At 70.5% G+C, this 17,850-nt stretch carries 17 protein-coding genes; 8 read left to right on the top strand and 9 right to left on the bottom strand.

Translation table 11 applies throughout. The features are described 5' to 3' along the window. Window positions 1–11 precede the first annotated feature (11 nt). The 3 genes from IE206_RS16690 to IE206_RS16680 all read right to left on the bottom strand — a co-directional run bounded on the left by IE206_RS16690 (window position 12) and on the right by IE206_RS16680 (window position 1,610). Window positions 12–494, bottom strand: coding sequence for a succinate dehydrogenase hydrophobic membrane anchor subunit (locus IE206_RS16690; RefSeq protein ID WP_053728383.1), 483 nt, complete (start codon window positions 492–494; stop codon window positions 12–14). Between the two features lie 8 nt (window positions 495–502). Next, on the bottom strand, window positions 503–883 hold the full coding sequence (sdhC, locus tag IE206_RS16685) for a succinate dehydrogenase, cytochrome b556 subunit (protein ID WP_189962961.1): 381 nt from the start codon (window positions 881–883) through the stop codon (window positions 503–505). Between the two features lie 166 nt (window positions 884–1,049). Then, a complete protein-coding gene (locus IE206_RS16680) occupies window positions 1,050–1,610 on the bottom strand; it encodes a 2-oxo-4-hydroxy-4-carboxy-5-ureidoimidazoline decarboxylase (RefSeq protein ID WP_308433930.1) in 561 nt (186 codons plus the stop codon). Between the two features lie 390 nt (window positions 1,611–2,000). Between IE206_RS16680 and IE206_RS16675 the strand changes: the two genes are divergently transcribed. The 3 genes from IE206_RS16675 (at window position 2,001) to IE206_RS16665 (ending at window position 5,653) form a co-directional block, all read left to right on the top strand. Further along, window positions 2,001–3,734, top strand: coding sequence for a beta-N-acetylhexosaminidase (locus IE206_RS16675; RefSeq protein ID WP_444545508.1), 1,734 nt, complete (start codon window positions 2,001–2,003; stop codon window positions 3,732–3,734). A 285-nt stretch (window positions 3,735–4,019) separates the two neighbouring features. Continuing rightward, entirely contained in the window at window positions 4,020–4,682 is a 663-nt protein-coding gene (locus IE206_RS16670) for an RNA polymerase sigma factor (protein WP_189963128.1), read from the top strand. Next, window positions 4,682–5,653 (top strand): hypothetical protein, encoded by a 972-nt coding sequence (locus tag IE206_RS16665; RefSeq protein ID WP_189962960.1) that lies wholly within the window; start codon window positions 4,682–4,684, stop codon window positions 5,651–5,653. Before IE206_RS16670 ends, IE206_RS16665 begins: the two co-directional genes overlap by 1 nt. Before the next feature lie 235 nt (window positions 5,654–5,888). On the opposite strand, the gene IE206_RS16660 is transcribed toward IE206_RS16665, so the two are convergent. After that, window positions 5,889–6,770 (bottom strand): L,D-transpeptidase family protein, encoded by an 882-nt coding sequence (locus IE206_RS16660; protein WP_189962959.1) that lies wholly within the window; start codon window positions 6,768–6,770, stop codon window positions 5,889–5,891. Window positions 6,771–6,967: 197 nt separating this feature from the next. On the opposite strand from IE206_RS16660, the gene IE206_RS16655 reads away from it, so the two are divergent. From IE206_RS16655 to IE206_RS16645, 3 genes are all read left to right on the top strand, one after another. Continuing rightward, entirely contained in the window at window positions 6,968–8,548 is a 1,581-nt protein-coding gene (locus tag IE206_RS16655) for an acyl-CoA mutase large subunit family protein (RefSeq protein ID WP_189962958.1), read from the top strand. Between the two features lie 118 nt (window positions 8,549–8,666). Further along, complete coding sequence (gene leuE, locus IE206_RS16650) at window positions 8,667–9,320, top strand: leucine efflux protein LeuE (protein WP_189962957.1); 654 nt, start codon at window positions 8,667–8,669, stop codon at window positions 9,318–9,320. A gap of 115 nt (window positions 9,321–9,435) precedes the next feature. Beyond that, complete coding sequence (locus tag IE206_RS16645) at window positions 9,436–10,020, top strand: Uma2 family endonuclease (RefSeq protein WP_226598859.1); 585 nt, start codon at window positions 9,436–9,438, stop codon at window positions 10,018–10,020. A 13-nt stretch (window positions 10,021–10,033) separates the two neighbouring features. Here IE206_RS16645 and IE206_RS16640 read toward each other — a convergent pair whose 3' ends face one another. From IE206_RS16640 to IE206_RS16630, 3 genes are all read right to left on the bottom strand, one after another. Then, window positions 10,034–11,179, bottom strand: coding sequence for an acyltransferase family protein (locus tag IE206_RS16640; RefSeq protein ID WP_373300927.1), 1,146 nt, complete (start codon window positions 11,177–11,179; stop codon window positions 10,034–10,036). A 206-nt stretch (window positions 11,180–11,385) separates the two neighbouring features. After that, window positions 11,386–11,874: a MarR family winged helix-turn-helix transcriptional regulator gene (locus IE206_RS16635; RefSeq protein WP_189962955.1), complete on the bottom strand. Its 489-nt coding sequence runs from the start codon at window positions 11,872–11,874 to the stop codon at window positions 11,386–11,388. Window positions 11,875–11,909: 35 nt separating this feature from the next. Next, a complete protein-coding gene (locus tag IE206_RS16630; RefSeq protein WP_189962954.1) occupies window positions 11,910–13,451 on the bottom strand; it encodes an FAD-dependent monooxygenase in 1,542 nt (513 codons plus the stop codon). A 38-nt stretch (window positions 13,452–13,489) separates the two neighbouring features. Between IE206_RS16630 and IE206_RS16625 the strand changes: the two genes are divergently transcribed. Both IE206_RS16625 and IE206_RS16620 read left to right on the top strand, forming a co-directional pair. Beyond that, window positions 13,490–14,137: a TetR/AcrR family transcriptional regulator C-terminal domain-containing protein gene (locus tag IE206_RS16625; RefSeq protein ID WP_189962953.1), complete on the top strand. Its 648-nt coding sequence runs from the start codon at window positions 13,490–13,492 to the stop codon at window positions 14,135–14,137. A 384-nt stretch (window positions 14,138–14,521) separates the two neighbouring features. After that, window positions 14,522–14,794, top strand: a complete 273-nt coding sequence (locus IE206_RS16620) for a hypothetical protein (RefSeq protein WP_189962952.1) — start codon at window positions 14,522–14,524, stop codon at window positions 14,792–14,794. Between the two features lie 743 nt (window positions 14,795–15,537). On the opposite strand, the gene IE206_RS16615 is transcribed toward IE206_RS16620, so the two are convergent. Both IE206_RS16615 and IE206_RS16610 read right to left on the bottom strand, forming a co-directional pair. Then, a complete protein-coding gene (locus IE206_RS16615; protein ID WP_189962951.1) occupies window positions 15,538–16,860 on the bottom strand; it encodes an alpha-2,8-polysialyltransferase family protein in 1,323 nt (440 codons plus the stop codon). Next, window positions 16,860–17,843, bottom strand: a complete 984-nt coding sequence (locus IE206_RS16610; protein WP_189962950.1) for a glycosyltransferase family 2 protein — start codon at window positions 17,841–17,843, stop codon at window positions 16,860–16,862. The genes IE206_RS16615 and IE206_RS16610 overlap by 1 nt, the downstream gene beginning before the upstream one ends. Window positions 17,844–17,850 lie beyond the last annotated feature (7 nt).

The raw sequence follows: 17,850 nt of genomic DNA, 5'->3' as shown, positions 1-17,850 counted from the left end.
CAGCCCGTGGCCTAGCGGATGTTCGGGTCGAAGGTGAAGATCACCAGCGTGCCCAGCAGGACGGTGAACACCGTGGCGGTGTAGAGCAGCATCTTCAGCCAGAAGCGGGTGTTGTCCCGCTGCGCGTAGTCGTTGATGACGGTGCGCAGGCCGTTGGCGCCGTGCAGCATGGCCAGCCACAGCATGGTCAGGTCCCAGATCTGCCAGAACGGGGACGCCCAGCGGCCCGCCACGAAGGCGAAGCCGATCTTGGAGACGCCGCCGTCCAGGACGAGCTGGATCAGCAGGTGACCGAGGACCAGGACGACCAGCACGATGCCGGACAGCCGCATGAACAGCCAGCCGTAGAGCTCGAAGTTCGTACGGGTCGACTTCGGGGTCTTCTTGGTGCGCTTGCGCGGGGCCTCGATGAGCGGGGCCGGGTGATCGGTGTCGTACAGGCTCACGCCCTCGACTTCCCCGATCGCGGCAGCGGAAGAGGTTTCGGCAGACATCTCAGTCCTCAGCTCCCGAACAGTTCACGAGCGGCATGGCCGAGCACCGGGTAGAGCGCGCCCACCATCAGCACGAGCCAGATGACCACGACGGTCCAGAGCATCTGCTTCTGGAGACGCGGGCCCTTGGACCAGAAGTCCACGGCGATGATGCGCAGGCCGTTGAGCGCGTGGAACAGGATGGCGGCCACGAGGCCGTACTCCAGGCACGCGACGATGGGCGTCTTGTAAGTCGCCACGACTTTGTCGTACGCCTCGGGGGAGACACGCACGAGAGCGGTGTCGAGGACGTGTACGAACAGGAAGAAGAAAATGAGGACGCCGGTGACTCGATGAGCCACCCAGGACCACATTCCTTCCCGGCCGCGGTACAGCGTTCCAGCCGGCACGGAAGAACCCTCCGGGAGCGGTGTGTAGGGCCGGCCGGCTTCAGTGTCGGTCTGACCCGGCCGGGTACGGTCCACCGGCCCCGGTCATCGTAGCGACGTGATGTCGGTTCCCTTGCGCCGGGTCCATAGGTGTGATCAAACAGGCAATCAAACAGGCTCGTACGGCCTAGAGAACGCGGTGTGCGGGGCCGGGGGTGTCGGATTCGGGCTGGTTGGCCATGAGGTGTTCGGGATGGTCGGCCACAAGATGGGCGAGTCGGGCGCGGGCGAGCCGGCGCAGCTCGTCGGCGGCGATCGAGCGCTCCTCGTCCGGGTCGTTGTTCATCCGCAGCCGGATCCCGCTCAGCACCTGGTTGAGATGCTCGGTCGGGCTGAACCCGTCGAGGCAGATCACGAAGGCGTGCCCGAAACTGCTCTCGTACGCGGCGTGCGCCGCCCGCAGCGCGGTGTGCGCGGACTGCGGTGCGCTGTCGTGCAGGCCGGGCGAGGACTCGTCGGCCAGGGCTTCTGCGAGGTCGTTGCCGCTCAGGTCGTAGCTGGCCTCGTCGGCCGCGGCCAGCAGCGCGTCGAGGTCGGGGTAGGGGCGGTGGGCGGCGATCCGGGTGGCCCAGCGACGGCTCGCGCAGCAGGCGAGCAGGTCCGCTTCGGCGGAGCCCTGGGGAGCGCGGTTGAAACCGTCGAGGCCGCCGGGCCGAGGTGGGGCCGCCGGAACGGATGTGCCCCGCACCTGATTCGGTATGGCCGCCCGCCCCTGGGCACGAGGAGTGTGATGGAGTGTCGGCGGTCGCTTCCGGGGGCCGGCGTGGGAATCGCTGGACAGCGTGGGCTCCTCGAAACACTGCGCGGGACGGGTAGTACGGAACAGGACGGGCTGCGGAGCACGGAGACTGGAGTGGCAAGGGAGGTGGGAGTGCCGCCACGCTATCCACGTGGAGCAAAGGCCGTGCGACGGTTGCGCGAATTTCACCCGGACGGGCAAGCCGCTGCGTGCACGGTGGACGATCACCCGGGCACTTCGGCGTACCTTCACCCCAGTTGTCGGTGCGGTATCCGGGCTGCCCGGATTCGCCCTTACTGTCGTTGGACGGGAGGTTTCTGAGTGATGTCGCGTTTCAGGATGTCACGGGCCCGGATGCCGGGGCCCGGCGACCCGGAGCGGTCGTCCTCGCCGTCGTCCGAGGCGCGCGCCTCCCAGCCGCGTGCGCCGCGGTCCCGTCCGGCCTGGCTGCACCGGCCGCGCGGCCGACGGGCGCTGGTGCTGAAGGTGGCCCTCGCGGGCATCGCGGTGCTCGCGCTGATCATCGCCGTCTGGCCGGACGACGACACCCACGGAGGACACGGCGGCCCGGCCGACAACAAGCGCGCCTCCTCGGTGCTGCCCTCGCCGTCGCCGATCTACCCGATCTCCTCGCTGCCCCGCACCATCCCGTCGGTACGCGAACACCGGCCCGCGCGCGGCCCCGGCTTCCGGCCGGTCGACTCGTCGCGGGTGATCGTGGCCGTCGGCAGCGAGAGCCTCACCGACGAGGGCAAGCTGCTCGCGCAGGAGCTCGGCGTCGACTACGCGACCGGCGGGCAGCCGCGCGAGGGCGACATCGAGCTGGCGCTGGCCCCGCCGGCCAAGGGCCAGAAGGCCGCGCCCGAGTCGTACACGCTGACCACCCGGGACCGCCGGGTGCGGATCACCGGGCCGGACGACGCCGGGGTGTTCTACGGCACCCGCACCCTCAAGCAGGCGCTCAAGGGCGGCGGGGTGATGCCCGAGGGCGTCGTCGAGGACCGGCCGGACAAGCCGCAGCGCGGGCTCAACCTCGACATCGCGCGCAAGCACTACAGCGCGGCCTGGATCGAGGACCAGCTGCGGCAGATGGCCGACCTGAAGCTCAATCAGCTCGGCCTGCACTTCTCCGACGACCAGGGCTTCCGCATCGAGTCCTCCAGTCACCCCGAGGTCGTCTCGCGCGACCACCTCAGCAAGCGCGAGGTGCAGCGGATCGTGGCGCTGGCCACCAAGCTGCACATCACGGTGGTCCCCGAGATCGACTCGCCGGGCCACCTCGGCGCGGTGCTCGCCGCCCACCCCGGTCTCCAGCTGCGCGACAAGGACGGCAAGCCGGTCAGGGGTGCCATCGACATCGCCAACCCCGAGTCGGGGCGCATCGTGGACGATCTGCTGCGCGAGTACGCCGACCTGTTCCCCGGGGCGTACTGGCACCTGGGCGGCGACGAGTACCAGGCGCTCGCGGTGAAGGCGCCGACCACCCCCGAAACCGTCTTTCCCTCTCTCGTGGCGGCCGCCCGCGCGAAGTACGGGCCGAAGGCGGACATCGAGGACCTGGCGACGGGCTGGCTCAACGACCGTGCGGCGGCGCTCCGTTCGGCCGGCCCGGGCCGCACCTTCAAGGCGTGGAACGACGGGTTCTTCCCCGGCGGCAAGGTGGCCGCCGACCAGGGCCGCGAGGTCGAGTACTGGACCGGCAAGGAGGCCGGGGAGCGCGCGCCGGAGGAGTACCTCGCCGAGGGGCGCCCGCTGGTCAACCTCAACGACGAGTACCTGTACTACGTCCTGGGCGAGCCGGGGAGCTACAAGTATCCGACGGGCAAGCGGATCTACGAGGAGTGGACGCCGTCGGTGGTGCGCGGCACCAAGCCCGTGGACGCCAAGTACGCCGGGCAGATCCTGGGCGGGCGCTTCGCCGTCTGGTCGGACAACCCGGGCGCGCAGACCGAGGAGCAGGTGGCGCGCGGCATCCGGCTGCCGCTGCGGGCGACGGCCCAGAAGCTGTGGGACACGCGAACGCCGGCGATGGACTGGGAGGAATTCAAGGCCCTGGCCGACCGGCTCGGCTGAGATGCCGGTCCGGACGCGGGGTGCGGAGGACGACCGGGGCCGCCACCCCCCACAGGAGAGGCCCCGGCCGTCTTCCGGCGGGGTCGTTGTGGCGACCCCGTACTTGCTTCAGCGCCGAGCGTGCGTTTTCTGTCACACCCCGCTGTGTCAGCGGGTTGTTGCAGGTTGTACAAGTCATGGACTTATGGGGCGCCGAGGCCGTAGCGTGCTGATTCGCGTTTGGGGACGCGACAGTGGTGACCAGCGGTGACATCAGGACAAGCCAGCCAAGACAGGGTGCAAGGATTGCTGGGGGACGACGCGGAGCTGACCGCCGCGGTGCTCAGGGCGCAGGACGGGGACGAGGAAGCCTTCCGTGCTGTCTATCGTGCTGTGCACCCGCGCCTGCTCGCCTATGTCCGCACGCTGGTCGGCGAACCCGACACCGAGGACGTGGCCTCCGAGGCCTGGCTCCAGATCGCCCGTGACCTGGAACGCTTCACGGGCGACGCCGACCGGTTCCGCGGCTGGGCCGCCCGCATCGCCCGCAACCGGGCGCTCGACCACATCCGCATGCGCGGCCGCAGGCCCGCCGTCGGCGGCGACGAGAGCGAGCTGGCCTCGCACGCCGCCGCGTCGGACACCGCGGACGAGGCGATGGAGGCGCTCGGCACCGGACGTACGATGGCGCTCATCGCCCAGCTCCCGCAGGACCAGGCCGAGGCCGTGGTGCTGCGCGTCGTGGTCGGTCTGGACGCGAAGAGCGCGGCGCAGACCCTGGGCAAACGGCCCGGCGCGGTGCGGACCGCCGCGCACCGGGGCCTGAAGCGGCTTGCTGAACTGCTCGGCGCGGACGGCCCCCCGGGGGACGTGGCCCAGGATGTGGAGGAGCTGGGTGCCGTGCCGTCGCAGCGTGCGCCGGAACGCGGTGTGACGCAATCGCGCGCCCGGACGCAGAAGGACATGTGATGGCTGACGAGTGGCTTGACGGGGATGCCGCCGAGCGACTGCTGCGCGGCGAAGGGGTCGAGCCCGGTGACGAGCGGGCCCGCGCCGAGGCCGAACGGCTCTCGGCCCTGCTGCGTTCCCTCGCCCACAACGAGCCGGCCACCACCGAACTCCCCGGCGAGGCGGCCGCCCTGGCCGCCTTCCGCAAGGCCCGCACCGAAGGCGCCGCCGACGCGGAAGCCCTCGGTGTCGTACGGGTCGGACGCGTCGCCGAGGTGCATCCGGCGCCCCGGCGCAGACGCTTCGCCCCGGTGCGGCTCGGCCTCGCGGCCGCGCTGGCCTGCTGCGCGCTCGGCGGGGTCGCCGTCGCCGCGGGCACCGGCGTACTGCCGGGGCCTTTCGCGTTCGACGAGCAGGACCCCACGCCCGCCTCGACCGTCTCCGCCGACGTGACCCCGGGCCCGATCGCCACCTCGCCCTCGCACTCGCTGCCCCCGGGCTCCCCGACGCCCGACCGGCACGGGCCGTCCACCGGCCCTGGCACGCCCGGCGACTCCTCGCACTCGGCGAGCCCCGACGGCTCGGCCGCGGGCGGCAGCGGTGACACCGGCGAGAACGGCAGCCCGCAGCCCGGCGGCCCGGGCGGCGACAACGATGGCAGCGGCCAGTGGCTGGCCCAAACGGCCGACGACTGCCGCGACTACCGCTCGGGCAAGATCGACCAGGCCAAGCGCCGCAGCCTGGAGTCCGCGGCGCACGGCCCGGCCGCGGTGAAGGCGTTCTGCGATCTGCTGCTCGACGGCAAGGGCGGCAAGCCCGGCGGTGCGGGTGACGGGGCCCCGGGCGACAACGGCAAAGGCAAGGGGAAGGGCGACGGCTCCGGCAAGAACGGCGGCGGGGGCGGCGGCAAGCAGAGCTCCGTGATCACCCCGCCCAGCCACCTCCTGGACTGGCTCAAGCCGGGCATGCCCACCCCGGCCGTACCGCACTGAAACCCGCTCGCGCGGGGTTCGAAACCGCGTTCCGAAGCGCAGGTCAGAACCGGCAGTAACGTTTTTTGAGACGGTGACGCAGTACTGAGTGAGCCGACTGGTCATCGGCGGCGCAGATGAGCCGGGGTTCCCCCCGTACCCACGGCTCTGCGCGAATGGCGCGGGCGGGACACGTTCCCCCGGTCCCGCCCGCGCCCTCCCTTCCTGGACCCGGCCCCTACCAGGGGCCTGGCGGCTACCAGTAGACGACGACCTTGTCGCCGATGTGCACCGCGTCGAAGAGCGCCGCGATCTTGCCCTTGTCCCGGACGTTGACGCAGCCGTGCGAGGCGCCGTTGTAGCCGCGCGCCGCGAAGTCCGACGAGTAGTGCACCGCCTGGCCGCCGCTGAAGAACATCGCGTACGGCATGGCCGTGTGATAGATCGTCGAGACGTGGTTGCGGCTCTTCTCGAAGACCTTGAAGACGCCCTCGCGGGTCGGCGTGTACTGCGAGCCGAAGCGCACGTCCATCGTCGACTGCACCTTGCCGTTGACCACCCAGGACAGCGTGCGGCTGGTCTTGCTGATGCACATCACGCGGCCTGTCATGCAGCGCGGATCGAGCTTGGCGGCGGGCTTGTTGACGGTCTGGCCGGCCAGTTCCTCGGCCGTCGGCTTCGTCGTCATCGCGACGAGCCTGTCCCAGGTCACGCTGTCCGTCGTGCCCGTATCGGCGAGCCCGCGCCTGCCCTGGAAGCCCTTGACGGCCGTCGTTGTCGCGGCCCCGTAGGTGCCCGTCGGGGTGTCGTCGAACCAGCCGATCTGGGCGAGCCTGGCATGGAGCTCCTTGACCTGGTCGCCCTTGGCGCCGTTCGACATCAGGACCTTGGGCGCGGGCTTGGCCGCGGTGGTGGCCGATCCGGTGGGAGCGGGCGAGCCGGCCGGCTTGTCGTCGGTGGAGGCGGAGGGGGATGACGAGGCCGGTGCCGATGACGCGGGCTGCGGCGAGCCGGGCGTCGCGGGAGCGCCCGCGTCGGCCGCCTTGGAGCTCTGCGGACTGCATCCGACGGCCACCGCGATGACGGCGGCCGCGGCGAGGGTTCTGGCTATGAGAGTGCTCTGGTGGTTCCGGCGCATGGGTCGCCCCCCTGATTCTCTGGTGTCCCCAAAGACAGATTCCCGCGCCGAACGGTTGCAAAAGCAGCTGGTCGTATCACGGAACCTGTGAGCAAGCTCCCAGCGTGCGCCTCTCCACCCGCCGCACGCCCACCGCTACAGTCCGTCGCGAGGGCGGGTACCAGTGAGTAGGAAAGCTCTAGCGGGAGGCACAGCACATGGCGCGCGAGTCGGAATCCGGGCTGCCCATCGAGCCGGTCTACGGACCGGACACCCTCGCCGGATGGGATCCCGCCGAGAAGCTGGGCGAGCCCGGCGCGTACCCGTTCACCCGCGGTGTGTACCCGTCGATGTACACCGGCCGGCCGTGGACGATGCGGCAGTACGCCGGCTTCGGCACCGCCGTCGAGTCCAACGCCCGCTACAAGCAGCTCATCGCCAACGGCACCATGGGCCTCTCCGTCGCCTTCGACCTGCCGACCCAGATGGGCCACGACTCCGACGCCGCGATCGCCTCCGGTGAGGTCGGCAAGGTGGGGGTCGCCATCGACTCCGTCGACGACATGCGCATCCTGTTCGGCGGCATCCCGCTCGACCAGGTGTCGACGTCGATGACGATCAACGCTCCGGCCGCGCTGCTGCTCCTGATGTACCAACTGGTCGGAGAGGAACAGGGAGTCGCCGCCGACAAGCTCACCGGCACGATCCAGAACGACGTGCTCAAGGAGTACATCGCGCGCGGCACCTACATCTTCCCGCCGAAGCCCTCGCTGCGACTGATCGCCGACATCTTCAAGTACTGCAAGGCCGAGATCCCCAAGTGGAACACCATCTCGATCTCCGGCTACCACATGGCCGAGGCCGGCGCCTCGCCCGCGCAGGAGATCGCGTTCACGCTGGCCGACGGCATCGAGTACGTACGCACCGCGGTCGCCGCCGGGATGGACGTCGACGACTTCGCGCCGCGCCTCTCCTTCTTCTTCGTGTCCCGGACGACGATCCTCGAAGAGGTCGCCAAGTTCCGTGCGGCCAGGCGCATTTGGGCGCGGGTGATGCGGGACGAGTTCGGCGCGAAGAACCCCAAGTCGCTCATGCTGCGCTTCCACACGCAGACCGCGGGCGTGCAGCTCACCGCGCAGCAGCCCGAGGTCAACCTGGTGCGCGTCGCCGTCCAGGGCCTCGCCGCCGTGCTCGGCGGCACCCAGTCGCTGCACACCAACTCCTTCGACGAGGCGATCGCCCTGCCGACGGACAAGAGCGCGCGCCTGGCCCTGCGCACCCAGCAGGTCCTCGCGTACGAGACCGACGTGACCGCCACCGTCGACCCCTTCGCCGGGTCGTACGTCGTCGAGAAGATGACCGACGACGTGGAGGCGGCGGCCGTCGAACTCATGGAGCGCGTCGAGGAGTTGGGCGGTGCGGTCAACGCGATCGAGCACGGCTTCCAGAAGAGCGAGATCGAGCGTTCCGCCTACCGCATCGCCCAGGAGACGGACTCCGGCGAGCGCGTCGTGGTCGGCGTCAACCGCTTCCAGGTCGAGACCGAGGACCCGTACGAGCCGCTGCGCGTCGACCCGGCGATCGAGGCCCAGCAGGCGGCCCGCCTCGCGGCCCTGCGCGCCGAGCGCGACCAGGCCGCGGTGGACGCGGCGCTGGCCGGGCTGAAGAAGGCGGCCGCGGGCGAGGACAACGTCCTGTACCCGATGAAGGACGCGCTGAAGGCCCGCGCCACGGTGGGCGAGGTCTGCAACGCGCTGCGCGAAGTGTGGGGGACGTATGTGCCCACGGACGCGTTCTGACGCAGCCGTGCGGGCTTGCGTGTCCACGGACGCGTTCTGACGCAGCCGCCTGAACGAGGCATTCCGCTTGGTGGGACACCCCGGCCGAGTGTCGTACCCGCGTGCGACACTCGGCTCCATGCTGGGTGTGACCGATCTTCCGACCTACCTCGCCGGCCTGGTGCTGATCATCCTGTTGCCGGGCCCCAATTCGCTGTACGTGCTGTCCGTCGCGGCCCGCCGCGGGGTGCGGACCGGGTACGCGGCCGCCGCGGGGATCTTCACCGGCGACACGGTGCTCATGACGCTGTCCGCGCTCGGCGCGGCCTCGCTGCTGCAGGCGACGCCGCTGCTGTTCGCGGCCGTCAAGTACGCGGGCGCCGGCTATCTGAGCTGGCTGGCGATAGGCATGCTGCGCCAGGCGGTGGCGATGTGGCGCTCCCGGCACGAGCAGCCGGAGGACCGGGCGGCAGCGTCCCCGGAAGCCGCGGGCGAGCGGCCCTACCGCCGGGCGCTGATGCTGAGCCTGTTCAACCCGAAGGCGATCCTGTTCATGATCTCGTTCTTCGTGCAGTTCGTGCAGCCCGGCTACGCCTACCCCGCCCTGTCTTTCCTGCTCCTCGGCGCACTGCTCCAGCTCGGCAGCTTCCTGTACCTGTCGATGCTGATATTCAGCGGCACGCGCCTGGCAGCCGCCTTCCGCCGCCGCAAGCGCCTCTCGGCGGGCGCGGCGTCGGCGGCGGGCGCGCTGTTCCTGGGCTTCGCGGTGAAGCTGTCGCTCAGCGGGGTGTGACGAGGCCTTCCGAGTGGCTGGTCGAGACGCGGTCCCTCGAGCGGGTGACCGCAGGCAAAAGCGGGATGTCTCCGGTTACTCTCGGTGGAGAGTGGTCTCCCGAATGGAGGATGCCGTGGCCGTAATACTGAACGAGATGACGATCGGCGAAGCCGCCGACCGGCTCTCGGAAGCGCTGCCCGGACATCGCGTGGAGGTCCTCAAGGGGAGCATCGTCGTGACACCACCGCCCGACGGTCCGCATCAAGAGGCTCTGGACGAGATCGCCTACCTGTTCCGGCAGGCAGGGGGCCGGGACGCGGGTCTGAAGTCGCTCCAGGGCATCGGCGTGTGGCTCGGTACGGGCCCCGACGACTACGCCGAGCCGGACTGGGCCGTCGTCGATGCCGACTACAAGGACGCCCTGGTCACGAAGAACTGCTACGCCCAGAACGTCTTCCGCCTCGTTCTCGAAGTGACGTCGTCCAACTGGGGCAACGATCTGGCCACCAAGGCGGAGACGTACGCCGAGGCAGGCATTCCGGTCTACGTCATCGCCGACCGCAAGCACGGCGAGGTTCTCGTCCTCACGGACCCGGTCGGCGATTCCTACCGGACCCGCTCCCGCTACGAGCGGGGCCAGAACGTGATCGTGCCGCAGTCCGTGGGCGTGAGCCTGGAGCTGCCCGTGAATGTCCTGCTCGACGGGGACGGCGACTGAGCAGCCGGGTCGGTCAAGGTGTTGCAGCGCGGGTCGTGAGGGCCCTTCGCAGCATCGGTGTCGCCCAGCGTTCCACATAGCGGTTCAGCAGCCACGCAAGGGCCAGCATCGCCGCGATGGTCAGGGCGAAGGTGGCCGGGGCCGGGATGTGCAGGGACCGGTGCAGTACGCCCACCACCACCCAGCCCAGGTGTTCGTGGACCAGGTAGAACGGGTACGTGAGCGCGCCCGCCACGGTGAGCCAGCTCCAGTTCGCCCAGCGGAAGTAGCCGAGTGCGATCGCGCCGACCAGCAGGAAGCCCAGCGTGATGATGGCGATGATCACCGAGGCGTGCCGGTTGGAGAATGCCGCCGGGTTCGGCTTGTGCCACAGGCCCGCGACCGCGTAGTGCTGGCCGATGGCCCAGCTCACCGCGACGATGCCCCAGGCGGTGACGTCCCGGCGGTTGCGATGCAGCAGGTACAGGCCCATGCCGCCGATGAAGAAGGGCGCGTACTCGGGCATGAACACGGCGCTCAGGAACGGCTGTTCGGCCGTGGCGGTGAGCGCCGCCGCCAGCGTCCAGCCCGCGCAGAACAGCACGACGCGGCGGCGGGTCGCGCCGGGCAGGACGACACACACGGCGAACAGGGCGTAGAAGCGGAGCTCGGCCCAGAGCGTCCAGCACACCCCGAGCACGCGGTGCACCCCGACCGGCATCTGAAGCATCGTCAGGTTCACCATGAACTCGCTGGGCGTGACCGTCCTGTAGACGACCCAGGGCAGCGCGAACACCGCGGTGATGATGATCAGAGCCGCCCAGTACGCGGGGTAGAGCCGGGCCACGCGCGAGGCGAAGAACGAGCGCAGCGGGCGGCCCCAGCCGCTCATGCAGATCACGAAGCCGCTGATGATGAAGAAGATCTGCACGCCGAGGCAGCCGTACGAGAACCACTCGTGGGTGGCGGGGAACAGTTTCTTGGGGGAGGCGCCCCAGCCCTTGCTGATGTCGCCGGAACGGCCGCCGTAGTGGTACAGCGCGACCATGAGGGCGGCGACCAGGCGCAGCCCGTCGAGCGCGCGGAGCCGGGAGACCGGAGCCGCCACCGGGGCGCGCTCCGCCGTCCGCTGCGGCTGACCGCCGCCGGTGCTTCGTACCCGCGGCAGGGTGTTGGTCACGGCGCTCCTCTTCCCGGCGTTCCGCTGCGGCCCGGCGGGCCTCGGCGTCGACAGAGTAGGGCCGCCGCGGCCCGGAGACGGGGCCGCGGCGGTGGAGTTCCGCTGCCCGACGCGGCACGTTCATCTGGTGCCGGGACGGGTTTGCCTGGGCGTCGATTTGGCGGTCGGAGGAGAGCTGGAGGGACGTGCGCGACAGGGAGGGCGGCTCAGTGGTGCCAGGCCTTGCCGTCCACGTTGTGGATCATGCGCTGGAGGACCTTGAGGGTGCGTACGTACTCCTCGTCCGTGATCCCGGCGTGGATCAGCTCGCGCATCTCGCCCTGACGGGCGGCGGTGCGCTCCCGCAACTCCCGTCCTGCGCCGGTGAGTTCGAGGTGTTCGTCGACGTCCTGGGTGAGCAGTCCGCGGGCGACGAGCTCGTCGATGCCGTCCGCGATGGCTGTGGAGCCCACCTCCAGGTAGCCCTGGAGCATGGTCACCACCTCGGCGCGCGGGCGGGGCGTGGTCGTCTGGTTGAGGATCCACCACTGGGGCTGGGTGAGGCCCTGCTCGGCGAGCATGCCGCGGATGCGGGTCACCACCGCGTTGCTCGCGGCCCAGCTCCAGTAGCCGATGGGCTGGGCGGCGAGCCCGGCGTCGTCGTGGGTGGGGGTGAATGCGTCGGCCCCCGGGGTGGTCAGCGTGTCGTTGTCCATGGCTCAGGACCGTAGAAGCTCAACCGGACTTGAGGTCAAGGGCGTTCGGCCGCGCCGATCGAGGCGAGGTAGTCGTCGAGACCGGTGGCGTCCTCGCCCGCCCAGCCGACGTAACCGTCGGGGCGGACCAGGAAGAGCCCGCGTCCGTACGCCTCGTACGCGCCCAGTTCGTGCACCCGCACCAGGTCCCCGGTGAGGGCGGGGGCGGGGGTGTCGAAGGCGAGCAGGGTGAAGTGCGGGCCGCGCAGCAGGTCGAAGATCCGGCCGTCGGGCAGCCTGCCGTCGGGGGCGCGGTCGCCGGCTTCCAGGGCGCCCGCGCGGCCGGTGGAGAGCGGGCCGCCGCGGTAGCCGAGGCCGAGCTGGCGGACCTCGGAGCGGCGCTGGCTGTTCTCGCCGAGGATGGCCGTGCGGTGCAGCCGCGTGCTCATGCCGAGCACGTCGGCGGCGATGGGGCGGCGCTCCTGTTCGTACGTGTCGAGCAGGGTGTCCGGGGCGCCGTGACGGAGCACCTGGGCGAGCTTCCAGCCCAGGTTGTACGCGTCCTGGACGCTGGTGTTGAGGCCCTGGCCGCCGGCCGGGGAGTGGATGTGGGCGGCGTCGCCCGCGAGGAAGATCCGGCCCTCGCGGTAGCGGTCGGCAAGGGCCGCGCGAGGGCGGAAGTCTGAGGCCCAGCGCACCTCGGTGATCTGTTCCTCGGTGACCGCGGTGCGGGCGGCGACGAGTTTGCGGACCCCGGCGTCGCTGGTGTCCGGGACGGCGTTCTCGTCGGAGTACTGGGCGATCAGCTGGAAGAGGTTGGGCTCGCCGGGCAGCGGGCAGAGCACGGCGCCACCGTCCGGACTGAGCGTCCACACATGCCAGTTGAGGTCGTCGACGATGGCGTCGTCGGTGAGGGTCAGGTCCGCGACGAGCATCGGCTTGGGGTCGACGCTCTCGCCCTCCATGGCGATGCCGAGCGCGCGCCGGATGCCGGAGCGGCCGCCGTCGCCGGCCACGAGATAGCGGGCGCGGACGGTGCGGCCGTCGGCGAGGAACGCGGTGACACCGTCGGTGTCCTGGGTGGCCGCGGTCACCTCGGTGCTGAAGGCGACATCGCCGCCGAGGCTCTTGAGGTGCGCGTGCAGCAGCTCCTGGAGGCGGGCCTGGCCCAGCAGCAGGGCGTTGGCGTAGGGCTCCTGCTCGGTGGGCCGGGCGCGCTCGATCATGTCCCACTCGCGGCCGCGCTCGGTGCCGTCCGGGCCGACCCAGTCGCGCATGCGCGGGTAGTCGCGGCCGGCCCGCAGCACGGTCTCGGCCAGGCCGAGGTCGTCGAGCAGCTCCAGGGTGCGGGGCTGGACGCCCTTGCCGCGCGAGCCCGGGAAGAGCCGGTCCGCCTTCTCGACGAGCAGGGCGGGGACGCCGCGGCGGGCGAGGTCGATGGCGAGGGTGAGGCCGGTGGGGCCCGCGCCCACGATGAGGACATCGGTGGTGGCGGCCGCGCCGGCTGTCGGGAGGGGGGTGGCCGGAGCCTCGGAGGCGGTGGCCGATGTCTCGGGAGGGGTGGCCGGGGCGGGCTCCTTAACGGCGTTAAGTTCCATGTTCGGAAGCATGGGCTTAACGGTGTTAAGTTGTCAAGGTGGCTACGACGAAGATCGACCGGGCGCAGGTCACCGACACCGCGCTGCGGCTCCTGAACGAGCTGGGCCTGGACGGGCTCACCCTGCGCGCCATCGCGAAGGAGCTCGACGTCAAGGCCCCGGCGCTGTACTGGCACTTCAAGAACAAGCAGGACCTGGTCGACGAGATGGCGACGGTCATGCACCGGCGCATGACCGCCGACGGCGTGCCCGGCGCGGACTCCGACAGCTGGCAGGAGGGGGTATGCGCCTTCAACCGCGCCCTGCGCGCGATGCTGCTCTCGTACCGGGACGGGGCGAAGGTGTACGGGGGTGCGCGCTTCACCGGCACCGACCATGCGGAGTCCATGGAGGTGTACCTCGGCGTGATGCTGGACGCGGGCTTCGCGTTCCGCGACGCGGTACGGGCCGCGATGACGACGTACCACTACACGATGGGCTTCGTCGAGGAGGAGCAGGGCACGGACCCGCGGCCGGGCGAGCGGGGCCCGGGCATCGATGTGGCGGAGCGGGCGGCACTGCTCGCGGCGTATCCGCTGGCCGCGGCGGCGGGGGCGGAGATGTTCGAGGGGTTCGACGAGCGGTTCGAGGAGGGGTTGGGGGTGGTGGTGGCGGGGATCGAGGCGGTGTACTCCTCTCGGGGGTGAGTCTGCCCACCCGCCCGCCCATTGCCCGGGGTTGACCGACTCGGGCCTCCTGGGGCTGCGCCCCGGGCCCCTGCGGGGACTTCGTCCCCTGCACCCCTCTCGGGGGCTTCGCCCCCGGACCTCCGGACGGGGCGCACCTCGGCCTCCTCATTTTCCGCGGAGGTGTCGCTGAAATCGCTCGCGTACCGACCTCTGGAATTGGACATGTCATCAATGCCAGGGTGAGATAAAGGGGGGCGCCTTTCCGGGGCGTGCGGGATTTAACTCGCCACCTCTTCACGCTCCCGCGCGCCCGAGCGCTACTCGCATTCCGTCGGGGCATCGGTGATAAAACTGTCGTTGTCCAGCTCGTCGGATGGTTCTACTAAGCAGAAAGGTGGAGTCATGATTGCAGGTTTCAAGCGAGTGATCGCTCTCGGCGCTGCTACTGCCGCGCTCACCGCAGGAGTGGCTTTCTCCTCGGTCGGTGTCGCGGAAGCCGCACCGTCGCACACGGTCGTGACCGCGGCGCACGTTGGCAAGGAGAGGTGCCACGTGGTCAAGGGGTATTGGACGAAAACCTGGCACAAGGCCACGCGCGACCGGCACGGCAGGGTCCACCCCGGGTACTGGACGAAGACCTGGCACAAGGCGCGCAAGGTCTGCGAACGTCACTGATCCCGCCGGGCCGGGCAAAGAGTTCGCGAGGCCTCCTTAAAGAGGTCGCCAAAAGGGGTGCGGGGCTTCCCTCCGAAACTTCGGGGAGGCCCCGCACCCCTTTTCGCGTCACAATTCTGTGAATTTGCTGTGCGTTGGCGTTGGGGGTGTTCGGGTATTTAAATTTTTGTGGTGGGCGGGGTCGGGGGCGTGTTGTGCGGGGCACCTCGTGTGATTTCGGGGAGTCGCCAATCGGGGCGGTGTGACGATTCTCCTTGAGGGGGTCTCGGAAATCCGTACGGAACGTCCAGTAAAAGCCGGAGGCCATGGCGCTCTCGCGCGAGATGCTCGCCCCGTGGCCGGTGAACTTGGCGTGCCGCCTGGCCCCTGTCGTAGGCCCTGTCGCCGGTGCCGGGCCGGTGCCCACGCCGTTTCGCTGAGGGGCGGGCCCCACCGCCCCCGCTGTGGGTGGTGGTTCGGCTGCGGGTCGTGGGTGGCTGCTCGCGCAGTTCCCCGCGCCCCTGGCAGTACGGACCTCGGCCGGCACCGGCATCTCCAGCCCGCAGGCGACCACGGACCGCAGCAGCCCACTCCTGGCCTGTCCGGCGTTTGAGGACGAGCGCCCTCAAGGCGCGAACGGGGGTCCGGGGGGGAGCCCCCGGGAGGGGTGCAGGGGACGAAGTCCCCGCAGGGGGTCCGGGGCGCAGCCCCCGGGAGGCCCGAGTCGGTCAACCCCGCGCGTACGGGCGGGGTGGGAGACCCCCCTACGCCCCCCTCCGCACAACCCCCCGCACCCGCCGAGCCACCCGCCGCACCGTCGCGTTGCGCGGGATGAAGCCCAGTTGGGACGGGATCGCCCCCGGCAGGCCGAGCGCCGTCAAGCGGCGGCGCTTGAAGTACCGCCAGGTGTGCGCGTCCAGGGACCCCGCGAGGTACCGCTCGGCCGCATCCCGCAGGTCCGGCCGGAGTTCCGGCTGCATCGCGTACCCCACGGCAGGGAGCAGCCCCGCCAGGTCCACCTCGGGCGCCGGGCCCGGCTCCAGCGGCGGGAGCAGCGCGTCCGCGATGGTCACCGGCACCCGGTTGCTGTTCTGGTAGGGGGCGAGCCGGTCGAGCAGCAGCTCCGTGCCGACCCGCGCGACCGGGATGCCGTAGAACGTCGATGCCGTGAGCAGGGCTGTGGAGAAGCAGCCCACCACCAGTGCGGGGGAGAGCCGCTCGTACAGCACCTCGGCCAGCAACGGGCGCTCAAGGACGGTGAGTTGGACGCCGAGCGACTCCGCCTCGCGGGCCAGCTCGCGCGACCACGCCGGCGGCGCCGAAGGATGCGGCTTGAAGACGATCCGGCCGTGCCCCCGCGCCGCCGCCCCCCGCAGCATCCGCAGATGGAGCTCCTCCTCCTGCGCGGGAGTGAGTATGGAAAGGGCGGACAGATACTGGCCGAGGAGCAGCGCCACGGGTTCGGAACCGTCCGAGTCCGGCCCGAACTCGGCCTCGGCCGCCGCGAGTTCACCCACCGTCTTCACGAACGCCGCCGTCGGTACCGTCTCGCTCGGCACCCCGAACTCCCCGAGCAGCAGCGGGGTGAGGTCCGGGACCAGGTCCAGGTGGAGTACGCGTCGTACGCGCGTGCCGATCAGCGGGTCGAGCTTGTTGCGGGTCGGGCCGTACGTCATCAGGCCGTCCGCGTACACCGTCAGCGGTGCGTCGGGGAAGATCTGGGCCACCGCCTGGGCCGGGTTCACCTGGATGGACTCCAGGGCGAGCTCGATCCGGTCGTCCGACAGGTTCCACAGGACCCTCAACTGGCGTTCCCACAACGGGACATCGTCCGGGCGAGGGGACCAGCCGCCCGGGTGGAACGGGGCGATCGTGTCGTTCCAGGAGAGCACCCCGTCGAAGCGGCCGCGCAGCTGCGCGAAGCCCGGCATGGTGTCGAGCGCGGGCGAGATCTCCGGCGCGGGCGCGTTGTTGCTGATCAGCAGCAGCCGCCGGTCCGCCGGGGGGAAGCACCCGCTGTCGATCGCGGCGGCCAGCGTGGCCACCCCGTACAACGTGGACGCCGCGAAGATCTGAGTCGTACGCATCAGGCGGCAGCCCCTGCCGAAGACGTGGCCGGGCGGTGGCGCAGGCGGCGCAGGCGGGCGGCGCGGCGGGAGTCCATCGAGTTCAGCGCGTCCTTGAGGTGGTCCTGCGGCATGCGCCTCAGGGCGGCCGCGCTCATGGCCCGCAGTTTTCTCGCCACGGCAGGTTCGAACCTTTCGATGCTGCTCATATGGTGGGAAATGATCGCGCAGTACGTCCGCACGGCTTTCGGCAGCAGTTCGGCCGCATTCGGGTCCTTCGCCGTTTCCTCGATTACTTGATCGAATGCGCGGATGAAATCGAGTTGTCGCACATCGCCGATTTGGGTCAGGGAGGAGGCGACTCCCCGTCGGTAGAAAACGCCCAGTTGGCCCGTCACCGCGAACGACTCCGCCTCGCGGTGCAGCCGCCAGATCCACGGCCGGTCCTCGGCGGTGCGCAGCCCGTCGGTGAAGTGCAGCAGACCGCGCTCGGCGAGCCTGCGGTGGTACATCCCGGCCCACGCGTACGCGTAGTCCACCGACGTCGAGCGGGTGGCGGGCAGGATCGCGTCCCGCGGGGACATCACCTCGCCGCGCCGGCCGTGCGGAACGCGGTGCACCGTACGCTCCTGGCCGGTCACCTGGACGTGGTCGGTGCGGATGAAGTCGCATCCCAACTCCTCTATGCAGGAGAGGAGTTGGGCGAAGTAGCCGGGAGTCAGCCAGTCGTCGCCGTCCAGGTACGTCAGGTACTCGCCGCCGGCCGCGTCGAGGCCCGTATTGCGTGCCGTGGCCAGGCCGCCGTTGCGTTCGTGTCTCAGCAGCACCGCCCCCGGCAGCTCGCGCTCGGCGCGTTCGAGCAGCTCGATCGTGCCGTCCGACGAGCAGTCGTCGACCAGCAGGAACTCGAAGTCGTCGCGGGCGTTCGCGCGCAGACTTCTCAGGGTGTCGGGTGCGTAGGCGCGCACGTTGTAGAACGGCACGATGACGGAGAGCTTGACCACGGCGGTG

It is taken from the genome of Streptomyces violascens, from assembly GCF_014649955.1.
GTDB lineage: Bacteria > Actinomycetota > Actinomycetes > Streptomycetales > Streptomycetaceae > Streptomyces > Streptomyces violascens.
Note: the sequence above shows the minus strand (reverse complement) of the source record. Positions and strands in the feature narration are given on the sequence as shown.